This is a genomic window from Enterobacter sp. YSU (assembly GCF_016082135.1).
GTDB classification, from domain to species: Bacteria; Pseudomonadota; Gammaproteobacteria; order Enterobacterales; family Enterobacteriaceae; genus Enterobacter; species Enterobacter hormaechei_C.
In genome coordinates this window covers 3075078-3093333 of sequence record NZ_CP059487.1, presented here as the reverse complement: position 1 = coordinate 3093333, position 18256 = coordinate 3075078, and the positions used below count along the sequence as shown (strand labels likewise).

The window sequence follows — 18256 nt, the reverse complement described above, 5'->3', positions numbered from 1 at the left end:
GGTGTTAATTCAGAGGGAGATTATTCCCACTCAATCGTAGCCGGTGGCTTGCCGCTGATGTCATACACCACGCGGGAAATGCCGTTCACTTCGTTGATGATGCGGTTAGACACGCGGCCTAAGAAGTCATACGGCAGGTGCGCCCAGTGCGCGGTCATGAAGTCGATGGTTTCCACCGCACGCAGGGAAACAACCCAGTCGTACTTACGGCCATCGCCCATCACGCCAACGGAGCGAACCGGCAGGAACACGGTGAACGCCTGGCTCACTTTGTTGTACAGGTCAGCTTTGTGCAGCTCTTCGATGAAGATCGCGTCCGCGCGACGCAGCAGGTCGCAGTACTCTTTCTTCACTTCGCCCAGCACGCGCACGCCCAGACCCGGGCCCGGGAACGGATGACGGTAGAGCATGTCGTACGGCAGACCCAGCTCCAGGCCGATCTTACGCACTTCGTCTTTGAACAGCTCACGCAGCGGTTCAACCAGGCCCATCTTCATCTCTTTCGGCAGGCCGCCCACGTTGTGGTGAGATTTGATGACGTGCGCTTTACCGGTGGCGGAGGCCGCAGACTCGATCACGTCAGGGTAGATGGTGCCCTGCGCCAGCCATTTCACATCTTCCAGCTTCAGTGCTTCTTCGTCGAACACTTCCACGAACACGCGACCGATGATTTTACGTTTCGCTTCCGGATCGTTCTCGCCTTTCAGCGCGTCCAGGAAGCGCTGCTCGCCTTCCACGTGAACGATGTTCAGACCGAAGTGGTCGCCAAACATGTCCATAACCTGCTGGGCTTCGTTCAGACGCAGCAGACCGTTGTCCACGAAGACGCAGGTCAGGTTTTTACCGATGGCGCGGTGCAGCAGCATTGCGGTTACGGAGGAGTCCACGCCGCCGGAGAGGCCGAGGATCACTTTGTCATCGCCAACCTGCTGGCGGATACGCTCCACGGCGTCGTCGATGATTTTTGCCGGGGTCCACAGGGCTTCGCACTGGCAGATGTCACGCACGAAGCGCTCCAGCATGCGCATACCCTGACGGGTGTGGGTCACTTCCGGGTGGAACTGCACGCCGTAGAAGCGTTTTTCTTCGTTCGCCATGATCGCGAACGGGCAGCTTTCGGTGCTGGCAACGGTCACGAAGTCGGACGGGATAGCGGTGACTTTGTCGCCGTGGCTCATCCACACGTCCAGCAGCGGTTTGCCGTCTGCGGTCAGGGAGTCTTCGATACCGCGCACCAGCGCGCTGTCGGTGACGACTTCAACCTGTGCATAGCCGAACTCACGCTCGTTAGAGCCTTCTACGTGGCCGCCCAGCTGCATCGCCATGGTCTGCATGCCGTAGCAAACGCCGAACACAGGTACGCCCGCTTCGAACACGTACTGCGGCGCACGCGGGCTGTTCTCTTCGGTAGTGCTTTCCGGGCCGCCGGACAGGATGATGCCGCTTGGATTGAACTCGCGAATCTGTGCTTCCGTGACATCCCACGCCCACAGCTCACAGTAAACGCCCAGTTCACGCACGCGGCGCGCCACCAGCTGAGTGTACTGAGAACCAAAGTCCAGGATGAGAATGCGATGTTTATGAATGTTTTCCGTCATTGACGCTAATTCCGAGGCAAGTGAAACAAAACAAAGCGCCCGGCATTGAGCCGGGCGCGGAAATTTATCAGGAGCCCAGACGGTAGTTCGGGGACTCTTTGGTGATCGTCACGTCGTGAACGTGGCTCTCCTGGATACCCGCACCGCTGATGCGTACGAATTCCGCTTTGGTACGCAGCAGGTCAATGGTACCACAGCCGGTCAGCCCCATACAGGAGCGCAGGCCGCCCATCTGCTGGTGAATGATCTCTTTCAGGCGGCCTTTATACGCCACACGGCCTTCGATACCTTCCGGCACCAGTTTGTCTGCGGCGTTATCGGTCTGGAAGTAACGGTCAGAGGAACCTTTAGACATCGCGCCCAGGGAGCCCATACCGCGGTAGGATTTATAAGAACGCCCCTGGTAGAGTTCGATTTCACCCGGGGATTCTTCGGTACCGGCCAGCATGGAGCCCACCATCACGGCTGCGGCACCTGCGGCGATCGCTTTGGCGATGTCGCCAGAGAAACGGATACCGCCGTCCGCGATTACCGGAATACCGGTACCTTCCAGCGCTTCAACCGCGTCAGAAACCGCCGTGATCTGCGGCACGCCTACGCCGGTGACGATACGGGTGGTACAGATAGAGCCAGGACCGATACCCACTTTCACCGCGCTGCAACCCGCTTCCGCCAGCGCGCGAGCGCCTGCGCCGGTTGCCACGTTACCGCCGATGATCTGGAGATCCGGGTATTTAGCACGGGTTTCACGAATACGTTGCAGAACGCCTTCGGAGTGGCCGTGGGAGGAGTCAATCAGCAGCACGTCAACGCCCGCAGCAACCAGCGCGTCAACGCGCTCTTCGTTACCCGCACCGGCGCCCACCGCAGCGCCGACGCGCAGACGGCCATGCTCATCTTTACAGGCGTTCGGTTTACGTTCTGCTTTCTGGAAATCTTTAACGGTGATCATGCCGCGCAGGTGGAAGTTCGCGTCCACAACCAGCGCTTTCTCAACGCGTTTTTCGTGCATTTTCGCCAGCACCACGTCGCGGGTTTCGCCTTCACGCACGGTCACCAGACGCTCTTTTGGCGTCATGTAGACGCTGACAGGCTGGTTCAGGTCAGTCACGAAACGCACGTCACGACCGGTAATGATACCCACCAGTTCGTTGTCTTCAGTGACTACCGGATAGCCTGCAAAGCCGTTACGCTCGGTCAGGGCTTTCACTTCGTGCAGCGTGGTGGTTGGCAGAACGGTCTGAGGATCGGACACGATACCGGATTCATGCTTCTTCACGCGGCGAACTTCTTCCGCCTGACGCTCGATAGACATGTTTTTGTGGATAAAGCCAATGCCGCCTTCCTGTGCCAGGGCGATAGCCAGACGCGCTTCAGTCACGGTGTCCATTGCTGCGGAGAGCATAGGAATGTTCAGACGAATGGTTTTCGTCAACTGCGTGCTGAGGTCGGCAGTATTCGGCAGAACGGTGGAGTGAGCGGGAACGAGGAGGACGTCGTCAAACGTCAGTGCTTCTTTAGCGATACGTAGCATGGGCAATATCTCTGACCTGGGTGGTTAAATATTGCCGTGGCATTATACAGAGCGTAACCGATTGCATCCACACTTTTTTGAAAAAAATGCTTGCGCTCACCTCTCAGCAGGTTACTATCGACTGAATAACTTGCTGATTTAGAATTTGATCCCGCTCACATGTTATCCTCTCAATCCCCCTCAATTTATACTGTCAGCCGCCTTAATCAGACGGTACGTTTGCTGCTTGAGCAGGAAATGGGACAGGTCTGGATCAGCGGTGAAATCTCTAACTTCACGCAGCCTGCTTCCGGTCACTGGTACTTTACGCTGAAAGACGACACCGCTCAGGTACGCTGCGCGATGTTCCGCAACAGCAACCGTCGCGTGACGTTCCGTCCTCAGCATGGACAGCAGGTTCTGGTTCGCGCCAACATTACCCTGTATGAGCCGCGCGGCGATTATCAGATTATCGTCGAGAGCATGCAGCCCGCCGGTGAAGGCTTGCTGCAACAGAAGTACGAGCAGCTCAAAGCCATGCTTTCGGCTGAGGGATTGTTCGACCAGCAGTTTAAAAAGCCCCTGCCCTCACCCGCTCACTGCGTTGGGGTCATTACCTCGAAAACCGGTGCGGCCCTGCACGATATTTTGCACGTCCTGAAGCGCCGTGACCCTTCCCTGCCCGTCATTATTTACCCAACTGCCGTTCAGGGTGACGATGCGCCGGGGCAGATCGTGCGCGCGATTGAACTGGCAAATGCCCGTCAGGAGTGTGATGTATTAATCGTCGGGCGCGGCGGCGGCTCGCTGGAAGACCTTTGGAGCTTTAACGACGAGCGCGTGGCGCGGGCAATCTTTGCCAGCCTTATCCCGGTGGTAAGTGCCGTCGGTCACGAAACGGATGTAACGATTGCGGATTTTGTCGCGGATTTACGCGCGCCCACGCCGTCCGCGGCGGCAGAGGTAGTCAGCCGTAACCAGCTGGAGCTGCTGCGTCAGATCCAGAACGGGCAGCAGCGCCTGGAGATGGCGATGGACTACTTCCTCGCCAACCGTACCCGCCGCTTTACCCAGCTTCACCATCGTCTGCAACAGCAGCATCCGCAATTGCGTCTGGCGCGTCAGCAAACCGTGCTGGAACGTCTGCGTCAGCGGATGAACTTCGCGCTGGATAACCAGCTTAAGCGTGCGGTATCTCGCCAGCAGCGCGTCACGCAGCGTCTGAACCAGCAAAACCCGCAGCCGAAGATTTATCGCGCACAAACGCGTATCCAGCAGCTTGAGTTCCGCCTCGCGGAAAATATCCGCTCACGCCTGAGCATCACGCGCGAGCGTTTCGGCAATGCGGTCACCCATCTGGAAGCCGTCAGCCCGCTCTCCACGCTGGCTCGCGGCTATAGTGTGACCACCGCGACGGACGGCAAAGTGCTGAAACAAACGAAACAGGTTAAAGCCGGGGATGTGCTCACCACCCGGCTTTCTGACGGCTGGGTCGAGAGTGAGGTGAAAGAGATCAAACCGGTGAAAAAAACGCGCCAGCGTAAAAGCGGATAAATCTTCGCCGGTTACAAACTATACTGCTGCTATTGCCTTTTTTAATAAGGAGAGCAGCATGCCCCATTTTCATAGCGTCATCCCTCCGTATATTCTTCGCCGTATTATCGAAAGCGGTTCTGAGCCGCAGCAGCGCTGCGCCCGTCAGACCTTAACCCACGTCCAGACGCTGATGGCCCATATGCCGGGCAAACCCGCCGCGCCGCATGTGAATAAAGCCGGTCAGCTTGAGCGTGACATCTACGATGCGAAACAGACCCAGGAGCTGCCGGGTACCCAGGTGCGCTATGAAGGCCAGCCCTCCAGCGGCGATGTGGCGGTGGATGAAGCGTACGATTATCTGGGTATCACCCATGATTTCTTCTGGAAAGAATATCAGCGCGATTCACTCGATAACAAAGGACTGATCCTCACCGGCACCGTGCATTATGGTCGGGAATATCAGAACGCCTTCTGGAACGGCCAGCAGATGGTCTTTGGCGACGGTGACGGAGAAATCTTCAACCGCTTCACCATTGCCATCGACGTGGTGGCGCATGAGCTGAGCCACGGCGTGACCGAGACCGAAGCCGGGCTGATTTATTTTGAACAGTCGGGCGCGCTAAACGAGTCGCTGTCAGACGTGTTTGGCTCGCTGGTGAAGCAATACCATCTTAAGCAAACCGCCGATCGGGCAGACTGGCTGATTGGCGAGGGTCTGCTGGCGGAGGGTATCAACGGGAAAGGGCTACGTTCCATGTCTGAACCCGGTACCGCCTACGACGATCCGCTGCTCGGCAAAGACCCGCAGCCCGCGCACATGAAAGACTTCATCAAAACGCGCGAGGATAACGGCGGCGTGCATCTTAACTCCGGCATCCCCAACCGCGCGTTTTACCTGGCCGCAACGGCGATCGGTGGCTACGCCTGGGAAAAAGCGGGTTATGCCTGGTACGACACGGTTTGCGATCGCAACCTGGCGCAGGATGCGGATTTTGACGCCTTTGCAAAACTGACGATCGCGCACGGCGAGAAACGATCCGGTAGCGACGTTGGGGCGGCCATTAAACAAGCCTGGGAACAGGTAGGAGTGCTGTAAATGCAGGTTCCGGAACTGACGGATGACGCCGTGGTTGAGCTGGCCCGGGAAGGCGGCGTCGCCTTTATCCCTAAGCTGAGCGGCCAGCGCACCATTGCGCTCTCCTCGCTTAATGAGGCCCAGCGCCAGCGCCTGGTGAGCATTCTTGAGCAGGCTTTCCCGCGCGGCCAGCCGCCCGGGCAAGCCTCTTCCCCCGGCAGCGGTGACCAGCGCTATTTCCGCATCCAGATTATCTGGACCGGCCAAAATCAGGCGCACTACGCCGATATCATCGTGCTGGTACCCGAGCAGGAAGCACCCGAGTCGCTGGTGGAACTGTGGCAGAAAGGTGAAGGCTGCGTGTGCGATTAACCTTCAGCCCGAACAAACTCCACGCGTTTTTTAGAGATAAGACCGTGGCCGTTCTGGCAAAAATAGTCCACCGCACCGCAGGCTTTTAGTACCTGGAGTGGCTGATGACACTCCGGGCAGCGGGCTTCGAGCGCGATATCTTTATTACAATTTTCGCAGTGCGCTACCCCATTCAGGGGCTCCAGCGGTGTCTGGCAATCCGGGCAGGTAATCGTCATGGTGACTCCTTCAAAGCGTTCAGGTCTGCGATAATTTTACCACGTCGCGTTCAGTGCGGGCCACGCAACTGTTGCTGTAAGGTCAGCAGCAGCGTCACCTCCTCGACCCTGCGGCGCGTCGTGCGGCTCACCTGGTGCGGATCCCGTTCAAAGAGACTTTTTGCTCCCAGAATATGCTCCGCAAGGCAATGCTCGTAGATCGTACCGGGAATATGCCAGCGCTGAATTTCTTTACCCTTAATCAGCTCCAGCACATCTTCTGCGCCGCGTCGGTCGTGGCTGACGATGCGCCCGTCGCGCAAATGGAAGCGTAATCCCTTTTGCCCGCCCGCTGGCCCCGCGTATTTGTTAAGCCAGATGTCCACCGGCACGCCGCTGATGCTTCCCTGCAAATGCGCCTCGCCTTCCGCCGTGGTCAGATCGCCCGTTTCAATATCGCTGCCCAGGCGGTCTTTTGCTGTCACCACCTGCAACGTCATATCGTCACTGCCGCCCAGGTAACGCACCGTTTCACGCAGCATCGCCAGCACGTGCGTGCCGATATCCAGAATCACACCATCTGGATGGCGAAGCGTTCGCGCGTCTGGCTCGCCGGTGGCGAAGTTGAGCGCAATGGGCTCTCCTTCGGCGTTATACCCGCTTGGCTCCTGCAAAAAACCTTCGATTTTGACGATGTCAGAAACATGAGCGACCAGTGATTGCTTTACGCTATCGAGACGCGCCATCCAGTGATCGAGCGCCAGCACGCGGTCGGCGGCTCCCGGTTGAGCCAGCAGCGCTTTCAGTTTTTCAATTTGGGGCAGCGTGGCGACAATCGGTTTTTCTACCACAATACACGACGCGGGTGAGGCCAGCGCCTGCTCAAGTACCTCGAGATGGTACAGGGAGGAAGTGGTGATAAACAGGGTATCCAGCGGGTGGGAAAGAAGTTCACCGAGCGACGCGCAACGTGTGACCCCTTCAGGCTGCTTCTCGGGATGAATATCAAAACCTAAACAGCGCGGAGTATCAGGAAAAAGATTTCGTATTGCCGGTAAGTAAGCCGTTTCAACCACAGCACCAAGCCCAACAAACCCTAACAGCATGTTCTTACCTCGTTAAGTCAATTGCCGGGGCATAACGCCACCCCGGCAAGGTCGAGGTTTATCAGGCGTTAGCGGCCGGTTTAGTCTGCGCATTTTCCAGCATGCGGCGCACCGGAACAATGAGGACGATCAGCACCGCAGCACAAATCAGCAGCGCAATGGAGCAACGGGCAAAGAGGTCTGGCAGCATATCCAGCTGGTCGGCCTTCACGTGACCACCAATCAGCCCCGCAGCCAGGTTACCCAGCGCACTGGCGCAGAACCACAGGCCCATCATCTGGCCGCGCATTCTCTCCGGCGCCAGCAGGGTCATGGTCGCCAGACCAATCGGACTCAGGCACAGTTCCCCGAGCGTCAGCATCAGGATACTGCCCACCAGCCAGAACGGAGAAACCCCTGCCCCACCGTTGCTCAGCACGTTCTGCGCCGCCAGCATCATCAGGCCAAATCCCGCCGCCGCGCACAGAATACCGATCACGAACTTGGTGATGCTGCTCGGACGAATGTTTTTGCTCGCCAGCTTCGGCCATGCCCAGCTAAATACCGGGGCCAGCAGAATGATGAACAGGGCATTGATCGACTGGAACCACACCGCCGGGATCTCAAAATCACCGATCATGCGGTTAGTGTAGTCGTTGGCGAACAGGTTGAAGGAGGTTGGCTTCTGCTCGAACGCGGACCAGAAGAACGCGGCGGAGACCAGCAGAATAAAGCACACCAGCAGCCTTGCGCGCTCTTTGCGATTCAGCCCGGCGAAGATGAACAGATAGATGAAGTAGAGCGCGACGGAGGCGGCAATCACATACACCAGCACGCTGGCGACCGCGACCGGATTTATCACAATCACGCCCTGGGCAATCAACGTTACGATGATTGCAACACCCACAGCCAGCGCCAGCAGCCAGGCACCCACGCCGTTACGTTTCACTACCGGACTGTTCCAGGTGGAGTCCAGACCGACTTCACTGTCGTAGCGCTTCATGGCCGGAACGGCAAACACGCGGAAAATAATCAGGGCGACCAGCATCCCGATACCACCGATACCAAAGCCCCAGTGCCAGCCGTGGGTTTTAATCAGCCAGCCGGAAATCAGAGGGGCAATGAACGAGCCCATGTTGATGCCCATATAGAACAGCGAGAAACCGCCGTCACGACGCGCATCGCCCTTTTTGTACAGTGTCCCCACCATGACCGAGATACAGGTCTTGAACAGGCCGGAGCCGAGCACGATAAACATCAGGCCAATGAAGAACAGGTTGTCGCCCATGATGGCCGACAGGGCAATCGACAGGTGCCCGAGCGCAATCAAAATCGAACCGTACCAGACGGCCCGCTGCTGGCCGAGCCAGTTATCCGCCAGCCAGCCGCCCGGCAGCGCAGCGAGGTACATGGTGCCGGCAAAGATGCCGACAATCGCCGAGGCGTTTTCACGCGCCAGGCCCATCCCGCCGTCATAGACGGTGGCGGCCATAAACAGAATCAGTAGCGGGCGAATACCGTAAAACGAAAAACGCTCCCACATCTCGGTGAAGAACAGCGAACCGAGCGGATAAGGATGGCCGAAGAAGGTTCGGCTCTCTTTTTGATTAACAGAGGATTGCATAATTCTCCCGAAAAGGTATGTGTCGTGCTTGTAAACACCAGCATGTACGCCGAACGGTTACGTATCCGATCGATTTTTTACATGCGGCGAAATGTTGGTTAACCATTTGATAACCAGGCGCTAGTTTTGTCTAGTACCGAACCCTGGACTTTAAGACGAAAATTCGATGATTGTCTACTTTCTTAGATATAAACATGGTTAAAAGCGAATAGTGATTGACATCACACAGGGAAGGCAGGCCTTTTGAATGGGCGAAAAAAACCCGCGACAGGCGCGGGTTTTAGTGAGTTCGGTAAGAATTATTTGCTTTTCTTAATGTGCTTAATCAAACGCTTACGCTTACGCATCTGGTTCGGCGTCAGGGTGTTGCGTTTATTCGCAAACGGGTTCTCCCCTTCCTTGAACTGAATACGGATAGGCGTACCCATCACGTCCAGCGACTTGCGGAAGTAGTTCATCAGGTAGCGTTTGTAGGAGTCCGGCAGATCCTTCACCTGGTTACCGTGGATCACCACGATAGGCGGGTTATACCCCCCGGCGTGAGCATATTTCAGCTTCACGCGACGACCGCGCACCAGCGGCGGTTGGTGGTCTTCAGCAGCCATGTTCATGATACGGGTCAGCATCGCCGTGCTCTGACGGCGGGTAGAGCTGTCATAGGCTTCACGAACGGATTCGAACAGGTTGCCAACACCACTCCCGTGCAGGGCAGAAATGAAGTGAACGCGGGCAAAGTCGATAAAGCCCAGACGGAAGTCCAGCGTCTCTTTCACCTGCTCGCGCACTTCATTGCTCAGGCCGTCCCACTTGTTGACGACGATAACCAGTGAGCGCCCACTATTGAGGATAAAGCCAAGCAGAGAGAGATCCTGATCGGAGATACCTTCACGTGCGTCGATGACCAGCAGCACCACGTTGGCGTCTTCAATCGCCTGAAGGGTTTTGATCACCGAGAATTTTTCCACCACATCGGTGATTTTCCCGCGCTTACGCACCCCTGCGGTGTCGATAAGTACGTACTCACGTTCATCGCGCTGCATTGGAATGTAAATGCTGTCACGCGTTGTGCCTGGCATGTCGTAAACCACCACGCGCTCTTCACCGAGAATACGGTTAGTAAGCGTAGACTTACCTACGTTTGGGCGACCCACGATAGCCAGCTTGATAGGCAGATCCTGCGGGTTGAAGTCGTCTTCCGGCTCTTCCTCGCCTTCCTCTCCGGCTTCAAACTGCGCCCAGTATTCAGCGTCCTCGTCCACCTCTTCCGGCGGGTTCACTTCATCTACCCACGGCAGCAGAACGGTTTCCAGCAGGCTGGTGACGCCACGACCATGCGAGGCCGCGATAGGATAAATATCGCCCAGGCCTAAAGACCAGAAATCCGCAACAGCCTGATCGGCATCGATGCCGTCAGTTTTGTTCGCCACCAGGAAGGTAGGCTTTTCGCGTGAACGCAGATGTTTAGCAATAGCAGAATCCGCGGGCATCAGGCCAGCGCGAGCATCCACCATAAACAGAACCACATCCGCTTCTTCGATAGCCAGCAGAGATTGCTCTGCCATGCGGGTTTCTACGCCGTCTTCCGTACCGTCAATACCCCCGGTATCGATACAGATGAACTCGCGTCCTTCCACCTCTGCACGACCGTACTTACGGTCACGCGTCAGCCCCGGGAAATCCGCAACCAGCGCATCACGGGTGCGTGTTAAACGGTTAAAAAGAGTGGATTTTCCAACGTTAGGGCGCCCGACAAGCGCGACCACAGGTACCATGTTTGAAGCCTCATAAAATTCAAAATAACGTCGCTTTCGCAGCGTTTTTAAAAATGTCAAAACGGCTCCTGAGTGAACAGGAGCCGTTTAGTATACTACAACCGCCGTGTAATTAACGCGTGATCGCGTACAGCGTGCCGTCTTTTGCCTGAATCAGCAGTTTGCCGTCAGCCACAACGGGCTCCGTCAGGAAGCCTGAGCTATCCACTTTCTGCTGTGCCACGAAGCGACCATTCTCTGGATCGATCCAGTGCATATAGCCTTCGCTGTCGCCCACCACCAGGCTGCCGTTATACAGTGCCGGTGCGGTCAGCAGACGGTGCAGCAGATCGCTCTGCGTCCACAGCGTCACGCCACCTTCGGTGCTCAGCGCCAGCAGACGGTCGTTCTGATCCACCATATAAATACGGTTGCCGTCGACGATGAAATCGTTCACGGAACCCAGCTCACGTTTCCACATGATCTGGCCGCTACGCAGGTCCAGCGCCGTCAGGTTGCCGTTGTACGCCAGCGCGTAAACCACACCGTCGACGATAACTGGCGTGGTGTCCACGTCACTCAGACGGTCAATTTCAGTTGAACCGGTCGCCTGGGAAATACGCTGCTGCCAGATCATCTGGCCCTGCTGCATCAGTACCGCGCTGACACGGCCGTTGTCACCGCCCACAATGGCGGCGCCAAAGGCGGTCGCCGGAGCAGATTCGCCACGCAGAGACAGCGCTGGCATATCCAGGTTAACCGTCCATTTTACCAGACCATCGGCTTCGTTCAGCGCCTGCAACTGGCCGTTGCTGGTATGGATCAGCACCAGGCCGTCGCTGACAACCGGACGCGACAAGGATTCACCGGCAACGGTGGTCTGCCATGCAACCGAACCGTCGCTGGCATTCAGCGCGTAAACCTGCGCTTTTTCGCTGCCCACATACACGTGACCGCCAGCAACGGTCAGGCCGCCAGAAAGCAGTGCAGGTTTACGGGAGAACCAGCCGTCTTTTTCCGCCAGGTTAATGGACCACACTTCTTTTCCGTCATCAGCGTTCAGCGCTTTAACGGTGCCTTTGCGATCGGCCGCATAGACAACGCCGTCAGCAAATGCCGGGTGCAGGTTGGAATAAAAATCGCCAATACCATCACCCACGGAGGTGTCCCAGGCGGTGGATGGGGTGAACTGGTTTTCAACCGTCGGCAGCGGGGACATTTTAACAACGTCTTCTTCGCCACTGAACAGTGAACAACCACTCAATAACGTAACAGAAAGCAGTCCTGGCAGAAGTAATTTACGCAATTGCATTGGGTCCCTCTCAGACGGACAAATTATTTATTTTCATCTGCATCATTTCGCTCAGCGCAGGTGAAGCTTTACTATCCACGCCAGCTTGCCACGCTTTACGCGCGCCCGCTTTATCACCTTTACTCAGCAGTGCTTCACCGCGAAGATCGGCAACAATAGCGGCAAAGCCTTCGCCTTTGATGGTATCAAGCGTTTTCAGCGCGTCGTCGGCTTTTTTCTGCTGAACCTGAATACGCGCCAGACGCAGATTGATCACCGCTTTCAGATTTTCGTCACTGGCAGCAGCAAGCCCCTGAGACAGTTGCGCAGCGGCTTTGTCCAGTTCGTTTTTATCAACATACTGCTGAGCCACTTCCAGCGCAGCCAGCGCGCCGTAGGTGTTTTTGTTGTCAGCGGCAAATTTCTCCGCAGCCGTCAGCGTTTGCGGCTGATCGGCACGGATTGCGCTAACGGTATTTTCGTAGTTCAGGGACGAACCGCGAGCAGAGTCAGCCTGATGATTGTTCCAGTAACGCCAGCCTACCAGCGCACCAACACCTAAAATAACCCCTACAACCAGTGCCTTGCCGTTTTCAGCAAAGAAGCGCTTAACCGCATCAACCTGGTCGTGTTCGTTCTCGTAAATTTCCACGCAGTCCTTCTCCTTAGCCCAATAGAGTGCGCAAGTGCGCCGCAACGCCATCCTGCGTTACCGTAGTTTGCTCACCAGAGCGCAGGTCTTTGACTACCACTTCGCCGTTGGCCACTTCGGACTCACCCAGCACCAGTGCGATACTTGCGCCCCACTTATCGGCACGAGCAAACTGTTTTTTAAAGTTGCCGCCGCCGTGGTTGGTCATCAGCTTAACGTCCGGCAGCGCATCGCGCACGCGTTCGGCAAGCTGCATCGCCGCAGACTGCGTATCCGCACCTGAAGCCACCAGGTATATATCGACAACAGGATCGGCTTTAAATTCCGGATTAACTGCCTGAACCAGCAAAACAAGTCGCTCAAGGCCCATCGCGAAGCCTACAGCCGGTGCTGCACGACCACCCAGTTGCTCGACCAGTCCGTCATAACGACCGCCGGCACAGACGGTGCCCTGCGAACCGAGGCTGGTGGTGACCCACTCAAATACGGTGCGGTTGTAGTAGTCCAGACCGCGCACCAGACGCTGGTTAACGGTATAAGCAATGCCCGCCGCTTCAAGCAGCTTGCACAGGCCGGCAAAGTGTTCGCGGGAGTCCTCATCCAGGTAGTCACCCAGCGCTGGCGCATCGTTCAGCAGCGCCTGTACGTCAGGATTTTTGGAATCGAGTACGCGCAGCGGGTTGCTGTACATACGACGCTTACAGTCTTCGTCGAGCTTCTCTTTGTGCTGTTCCAGGAACGCCACCAGCGCATCACGATAGTTCGCACGCGCTTCCAGAGAACCGATAGAGTTCAGCTCCAGGGAAACGTGCTCAGAAATACCGAGCGCACGCCACCAGCGGGCAGTAAGCATAATCAGTTCGGCATCAATATCTGGTCCTTGCAGACCAAACACTTCCACGCCAAGCTGGTTGAACTGACGGTAGCGGCCTTTTTGCGGACGTTCGTGGCGGAACATCGGGCCGATATACCACAGGCGCTGCTCCTGATTGTACAGGAGACCATGTTCGATGCCGGCGCGTACGCAACCCGCCGTCCCCTCAGGACGCAGAGTCAGGCTGTCGCCGTTGCGGTCCTCAAAGGTGTACATCTCTTTTTCAACCACGTCGGTTACTTCGCCGATCGCGCGTTTGAATAACGGGGTCTGCTCTACAATCGGCAAACGAATTTCGCTGTAACCGTAGCTGCCGAGCACCTGCTTCAGTGTGCCTTCAATGCGCTGCCAGATGGCGGTTTCGCCAGGCAGATAATCGTTCATGCCGCGGATGGCTTGAATGTTTTTTGCCACGTTTATTCTCTTTCTATATACAAAAAAGAACCCAAAGAATGGGTTCAATCATACATGGGAAGCAGCCTGCTTCCCATCACGTTATTTTTCAACCTGCTGAACGCTGATGCGCTTCGCTTCGTCCATCATCGTCGCTTTCGCGCGAATCCGGGCTTCGAGCTGGTCGATCATATCACTATTATCCAGACGATCTTTACGAACGCCATCTTCATAGAGACCACTTTTCTTGTTACCGCCGGTCACGCCCAGCGTGGACACCAGCGCTTCACCCGGACCGTTCACCACGCAGCCGATGATGGAAACGTCCATCGGGGTAATGATGTCTTCCAGGCGCTGCTCCAGAGCATTCACGGTGCCGATCACGTCAAACTCCTGACGTGAACAGGTTGGGCAGGCAATGAAGTTGATCCCACGCGCGCGGATACGCAGTGATTTCAGGATGTCGAAACCGACTTTGATCTCTTCCACCGGATCGGCGGCCAGGGAGACGCGTAACGTGTCGCCGATGCCTTCAGAGAGCAGCAGGCCGAGACCAATCGCCGATTTTACCGAACCGCTGCGCAGACCGCCCGCCTCGGTGATCCCAAGGTGGAGCGGCTGATCGATCTGTTTTGCCAGCAGACGATACGATTCAACGGCCAGGAAGACGTCAGACGCTTTCACGCTCACTTTAAACTGATCGAAGTTAAGGCGATCCAGATGATCGACGTGACGCATTGCGGATTCGAGCAGCGCCTGCGGCGTCGGCTCACCGTACTTTTCCTGGAGATCTTTTTCCAGAGAGCCAGCGTTCACGCCGATACGGATTGGAATGTTTTTGTCGCGGGCGCAGTCAACCACCATGCGAATGCGCTCTTCGTTGCCGATGTTGCCTGGGTTAATACGCAGGCAATCGACACCATATTCAGCAACTTTCAGCGCGATACGGTAATCGAAGTGAATATCGGCAACCAGCGGAACGCTCACCTGCTGCTTGATCAGTTTGAACGCCTCGGCGGCATCCATGGTCGGTACAGAGACGCGAACAATGTCCGCGCCTACGCGTTCTAATGCTTTGATTTGATTGACCGTCGCTTCTACATCCGTAGTACGCGTATTGGTCATCGACTGGACGGCGATAGGCGCCCCATCGCCGACTGGCACGTTCCCAACGTAAATCCGTTTCGATTTTCTACGTTGAATAGGAGCCTGGTTATGCATGTAAAATCTCCCGCATTGCCCGTCTGTTACTGTGCTGCTGATTGTTCGGCATTAACGGTAAGACGCGCAACCTGGTTAGTTCTGATAAAGCGGCTCAGATCGACAGGTTTTCCTTGATACTGGATCTGTACCGCTGCCGGTGCGCCGATTTTAAGCTTGTAAGGTGCCTGGCCCGTTAGATTTAACGTGCCATCTTTACGTTGCAGGCCGCTGAACAGCTTTTTACCTGTCGCATCAGTCACTTCCAGCCAGCAATCCGCCGTGAAATTCATCACCAGCGCATTCGGATCAACGGCAGGTGCCGCCGTACCCGCCGGGTCAGTTGGCAGTGACGCCGCGGTGTTATCTGCCGGTGCCGTTGCCGCAGGGGCGGTATCAACATTGGCCTGTGAAGGTGATACGACCGCGTTTTGATCCTGGGCCTGGGTGGCTGGTGCGGTATTCGCCGTCGCTTCTGGCGTCGTCGCTGGCTCGGTTGCAGGCGTGCTGCTTGCTGCCGCCTGAGGTTCGCTGGAGGTCGCAGCTCCTTCGGTGCTCAGCGGCACGCTTTGCGCGCCGTTATTACCAGACTGATTGAGCTCAGCGGAGGACTGATCGGCCATCGTCGTGATCTCTTCCTGCTGCGCTTTGTGGTTTTGCCACCACCATGCGCCCGTCAGGCCGACAACCACGAACAGGACCAGCCAGGTAAAGCTCATCAGCCAGCCATCGCGTTTTTTACGACGTTTACCCAGAGAGAAGCTCTGCATCGGCGCAACTTTTGCCGCACGCACAGGCGCCTGCTTCTCCATCATCGGCAGTAATTCGTCTTCAGGGATATGAACCAGTTTGGCGTAAGAACGGATATAACCGCGCAGAAATGTTGAAGCCAGATCGGCGGGTGCCTTATCTTCTTCAATATCGCGAACGGTGGAAACCTTCAGGCACAGGCGTTCTGCAACGGCTTGCTGGCTGAGTCCGAGTTGTTCACGGGCGTTGCGAAGACGAACGCCAGTGGAGAGTGCTGCATTTTGATCGTGAGTGGCTTCAGTATTCATTCGCTACAACTACTGGTACGTGAAAATAAGGGTTCAGGTGCCGGTGAGTCACAATGCCACCCGCACCGCGAAACTTTAGGTCAGTTAACCTGGAACAAACAGTATAAGACTGTCGGGCCGCAGATGACAGCGCTGGCAGGCCTTCACGCTAAACTGTTGTTACGTCGTTACATACTGCCCGAAAGTCGTATGAAACGCACCGTAATTATTAATCAGTCATAATGATTGTGACTGAATATTCAGTAAATTAATGCTTCACGGCGCAAAAAACGCGCCGTGTATGCATAATAATCAAACGGTTTTGACCGCGATTGACTCACCCTGCATGCGCTTACGCAGCGTACGTTTTGTACGGTCAATAACGTCACCCGCCAGCTGACCACAGGCTGCGTCGATATCATCGCCACGCGTTTTACGAACGATGGTGGTGAAACCATACTCCATCAGCACTTTTGAGAAGCGATCGATACGGCTGTTCGAGCTACGGCCATACGGCGCGCCCGGGAACGGGTTCCATGGGATCAGGTTGATCTTACATGGCGTATCTTTCAGCAGTTCAGCCAGCTCATGTGCATGTTCGGTACCGTCGTTAACATGATCCAGCATCACGTATTCAATGGTCACGCGGCCCTGGTTGGCATTGGATTTCTCCAGGTAACGGCGCACGCCAGCCAGGAAGGTTTCGATATTGTACTTTTTGTTGATCGGCACAATTTCGTCACGGATGGCGTCGTTTGGCGCGTGAAGGGAGATGGCCAGCGCAACGTCAATCATGTCGCCCAGTTTGTCCAGCGCAGGCACAACGCCGGAAGTAGAGAGCGTAACGCGGCGCTTGGACAGACCAAAACCGAAATCGTCGAGCATAATTTCCATCGCCGGAACGACGTTGGTCAGGTTGAGCAGCGGTTCACCCATCCCCATCATCACCACGTTGGTGATTGGACGTGTACCGGTGACTTTCGCCGCGCCCACGATTTTCGCGGCACGCCAGACCTGGCCGATGATTTCCGACACGCGTAGGTTACGGTTAAAGCCCTGCTGCGCCGTAGAGCAGAATTTGCACTCCAGCGCACAGCCCACCTGAGAAGAGACGCACAGCGTGGCGCGATCGTCTTCCGGGATATACACGGTTTCAACGCGCTGATCGCCAACGGCAATGGCCCACTTGATGGTTCCATCTGAAGAGCGCTGCTCTTCCACCACTTCCGGTGCGCGGATTTCCGCCACTTCTTTAAGCTTATTGCGCAGCACTTTGTTGATGTCCGTCATGTCATCAAAGTTGTCGCTGCAATAGTGGTACATCCATTTCATGACCTGATCGGCACGAAATGGCTTCTCACCCATCTCTTTAAAGAACTCGCGCATCTGCTGACGGTTCAGGTCCAGCAGGTTAATTTTTCCATTTTTATTGGGAACCGCAGGAATGGCGACTTCGGAGGTATTCACTAATTCAGACATAATTTTTTCCGGCCTCGTTGTTACACGTTGTGGCCCTTGGTGGGTTGAAAAGAAACGCCCCGGTAAGCAGTCTGCTCGTCCGGGGCGTTGCATTGTACAAAGTCTGGCGCAGGGATGCCACGTTTGCACGCGGCATTTACGAAATTATTAGCGAGTGCGCGGGCACACTTCGCCTTCAGCGAAGAAGAACGCGATTTCGCGCGCAGCAGATTCAACAGAGTCGGAACCGTGGGTGCCGTTCTCGGTGAAGCTGTCTGCATAGTCGGCGCGCAGAGTACCTGCCAGCGCGTTGTCCGGGTTGGTTGCACCCAGCAGATCGCGGTGACGCTGTACCGCGTTTTCGCCTTCCAGTACGGATACCACGATTGGGCCAGAGGTCATGAACTCGACCAGACCATCAAAGAATGGGCGACCTTCGTGCTCAGCGTAGAAACCGCGAGCCTGCTCAACGGTCAGGTGCAGCATTTTGGTGCCAACGATCTTAAACCCTGCTGATTCAAAGCGAGCGAAGATGTTGCCAATAACGTTTTTTGCCACCGCGTTTGGTTTGATGATGGAAAAAGTACGTTCAATAGCCAT

The 18256-nt window shown here is 56.1% G+C and carries 16 protein-coding genes; 3 read left to right on the top strand and 13 right to left on the bottom strand.

Going from position 1 to position 18256, the window contains the following annotated elements:
* Nucleotides 1–20: 20 nt before the first annotated feature.
* Both guaA and guaB read right to left on the bottom strand, forming a co-directional pair.
* Complete coding sequence (gene guaA / locus H2Z33_RS15015; RefSeq protein WP_006811514.1) at nucleotides 21–1598, bottom strand: glutamine-hydrolyzing GMP synthase; 1578 nt, start codon at nucleotides 1596–1598, stop codon at nucleotides 21–23.
* 67 nt (nucleotides 1599–1665) lie between these two features.
* Nucleotides 1666–3132 carry an IMP dehydrogenase gene (guaB, locus tag H2Z33_RS15010; RefSeq protein WP_003860601.1) on the bottom strand — a complete coding sequence of 489 codons (1467 nt, stop codon included), beginning with the start codon at nucleotides 3130–3132 and terminating at the stop codon, nucleotides 1666–1668.
* A 159-nt stretch (nucleotides 3133–3291) separates the two neighbouring features.
* Between guaB and xseA the strand changes: the two genes are divergently transcribed.
* From xseA to H2Z33_RS14995, 3 genes are read left to right on the top strand one after another with little or no spacing between them, the layout of a single operon-like run.
* Complete coding sequence (gene xseA / locus H2Z33_RS15005; protein WP_063413214.1) at nucleotides 3292–4665, top strand: exodeoxyribonuclease VII large subunit; 1374 nt, start codon at nucleotides 3292–3294, stop codon at nucleotides 4663–4665.
* A 58-nt stretch (nucleotides 4666–4723) separates the two neighbouring features.
* Complete coding sequence (locus H2Z33_RS15000) at nucleotides 4724–5743, top strand: M4 family metallopeptidase (RefSeq protein WP_063134569.1); 1020 nt, start codon at nucleotides 4724–4726, stop codon at nucleotides 5741–5743.
* Entirely contained in the window at nucleotides 5744–6094 is a 351-nt protein-coding gene (locus tag H2Z33_RS14995) for a protealysin inhibitor emfourin (protein WP_006811517.1), read from the top strand.
* On the opposite strand, the gene H2Z33_RS14990 is transcribed toward H2Z33_RS14995, so the two are convergent.
* From H2Z33_RS14990 to ndk, 11 genes are all read right to left on the bottom strand, one after another.
* Nucleotides 6091–6312 (bottom strand): zinc ribbon domain-containing protein, encoded by a 222-nt coding sequence (locus H2Z33_RS14990; RefSeq protein WP_017692930.1) that lies wholly within the window; start codon nucleotides 6310–6312, stop codon nucleotides 6091–6093. The two genes, H2Z33_RS14995 and H2Z33_RS14990, sit on opposite strands and share 4 nt — an antisense overlap.
* A gap of 50 nt (nucleotides 6313–6362) precedes the next feature.
* Entirely contained in the window at nucleotides 6363–7397 is a 1035-nt protein-coding gene (locus tag H2Z33_RS14985) for a Gfo/Idh/MocA family oxidoreductase (RefSeq protein WP_063134570.1), read from the bottom strand.
* A 61-nt stretch (nucleotides 7398–7458) separates the two neighbouring features.
* Nucleotides 7459–9000 carry a peptide MFS transporter gene (locus tag H2Z33_RS14980; protein WP_015572174.1) on the bottom strand — a complete coding sequence of 514 codons (1542 nt, stop codon included), beginning with the start codon at nucleotides 8998–9000 and terminating at the stop codon, nucleotides 7459–7461.
* 299 nt (nucleotides 9001–9299) lie between these two features.
* Nucleotides 9300–10772 carry a ribosome biogenesis GTPase Der gene (der, locus tag H2Z33_RS14975; protein WP_022648998.1) on the bottom strand — a complete coding sequence of 491 codons (1473 nt, stop codon included), beginning with the start codon at nucleotides 10770–10772 and terminating at the stop codon, nucleotides 9300–9302.
* 112 nt (nucleotides 10773–10884) lie between these two features.
* The gene (gene bamB, locus H2Z33_RS14970; RefSeq protein WP_017383525.1) at nucleotides 10885–12063 is read right to left on the bottom strand and encodes an outer membrane protein assembly factor BamB; all 1179 of its coding nucleotides are present in this window, start codon (nucleotides 12061–12063) and stop codon (nucleotides 10885–10887) included.
* Nucleotides 12064–12073: 10 nt separating this feature from the next.
* Nucleotides 12074–12694, bottom strand: a complete 621-nt coding sequence (locus tag H2Z33_RS14965; RefSeq protein WP_017383526.1) for a YfgM family protein — start codon at nucleotides 12692–12694, stop codon at nucleotides 12074–12076.
* Nucleotides 12695–12707: 13 nt separating this feature from the next.
* Nucleotides 12708–13982 (bottom strand): histidine--tRNA ligase, encoded by a 1275-nt coding sequence (hisS, locus tag H2Z33_RS14960; protein ID WP_022649001.1) that lies wholly within the window; start codon nucleotides 13980–13982, stop codon nucleotides 12708–12710.
* An 81-nt stretch (nucleotides 13983–14063) separates the two neighbouring features.
* Nucleotides 14064–15182, bottom strand: a complete 1119-nt coding sequence (ispG, locus tag H2Z33_RS14955) for a flavodoxin-dependent (E)-4-hydroxy-3-methylbut-2-enyl-diphosphate synthase (RefSeq protein ID WP_017383528.1) — start codon at nucleotides 15180–15182, stop codon at nucleotides 14064–14066.
* 26 nt (nucleotides 15183–15208) lie between these two features.
* Nucleotides 15209–16219: a cytoskeleton protein RodZ gene (rodZ, locus tag H2Z33_RS14950; protein WP_032649072.1), complete on the bottom strand. Its 1011-nt coding sequence runs from the start codon at nucleotides 16217–16219 to the stop codon at nucleotides 15209–15211.
* A gap of 291 nt (nucleotides 16220–16510) precedes the next feature.
* On the bottom strand, nucleotides 16511–17677 hold the full coding sequence (locus tag H2Z33_RS14945) for a bifunctional tRNA (adenosine(37)-C2)-methyltransferase TrmG/ribosomal RNA large subunit methyltransferase RlmN (RefSeq protein ID WP_003860623.1): 1167 nt from the start codon (nucleotides 17675–17677) through the stop codon (nucleotides 16511–16513).
* Between the two features lie 147 nt (nucleotides 17678–17824).
* Nucleotides 17825–18256, bottom strand: a complete 432-nt coding sequence (gene ndk, locus H2Z33_RS14940) for a nucleoside-diphosphate kinase (protein WP_063134571.1) — start codon at nucleotides 18254–18256, stop codon at nucleotides 17825–17827.

Excerpts from the sequence above, each read along its gene's own strand:
- H2Z33_RS14995 (WP_006811517.1), top strand. The coding sequence starts at position 5,744 with ATGCAGGTTCCGGAACTGACGGATGACGCCGTGGTTGAGCTGGCCCGG.
- xseA (WP_063413214.1), top strand. The coding sequence starts at position 3,292 with ATGTTATCCTCTCAATCCCCCTCAATTTATACTGTCAGCCGCCTTAAT.
- bamB (WP_017383525.1), bottom strand. The coding sequence starts at position 12,063 with ATGCAATTGCGTAAATTACTTCTGCCAGGACTGCTTTCTGTTACGTTA.
- H2Z33_RS14990 (WP_017692930.1), bottom strand. The coding sequence starts at position 6,312 with ATGACGATTACCTGCCCGGATTGCCAGACACCGCTGGAGCCCCTGAAT.
- H2Z33_RS14985 (WP_063134570.1), bottom strand. The coding sequence starts at position 7,397 with ATGCTGTTAGGGTTTGTTGGGCTTGGTGCTGTGGTTGAAACGGCTTAC.
- ndk (WP_063134571.1), bottom strand. The coding sequence starts at position 18,256 with ATGGCTATTGAACGTACTTTTTCCATCATCAAACCAAACGCGGTGGCA.
- guaA (WP_006811514.1), bottom strand. The coding sequence starts at position 1,598 with ATGACGGAAAACATTCATAAACATCGCATTCTCATCCTGGACTTTGGT.
- H2Z33_RS15000 (WP_063134569.1), top strand. The coding sequence starts at position 4,724 with ATGCCCCATTTTCATAGCGTCATCCCTCCGTATATTCTTCGCCGTATT.
- rodZ (WP_032649072.1), bottom strand. The coding sequence starts at position 16,219 with ATGAATACTGAAGCCACTCACGATCAAAATGCAGCACTCTCCACTGGC.
- ispG (WP_017383528.1), bottom strand. The coding sequence starts at position 15,182 with ATGCATAACCAGGCTCCTATTCAACGTAGAAAATCGAAACGGATTTAC.
- guaB (WP_003860601.1), bottom strand. The coding sequence starts at position 3,132 with ATGCTACGTATCGCTAAAGAAGCACTGACGTTTGACGACGTCCTCCTC.
- H2Z33_RS14980 (WP_015572174.1), bottom strand. The coding sequence starts at position 9,000 with ATGCAATCCTCTGTTAATCAAAAAGAGAGCCGAACCTTCTTCGGCCAT.
- der (WP_022648998.1), bottom strand. The coding sequence starts at position 10,772 with ATGGTACCTGTGGTCGCGCTTGTCGGGCGCCCTAACGTTGGAAAATCC.
- H2Z33_RS14945 (WP_003860623.1), bottom strand. The coding sequence starts at position 17,677 with ATGTCTGAATTAGTGAATACCTCCGAAGTCGCCATTCCTGCGGTTCCC.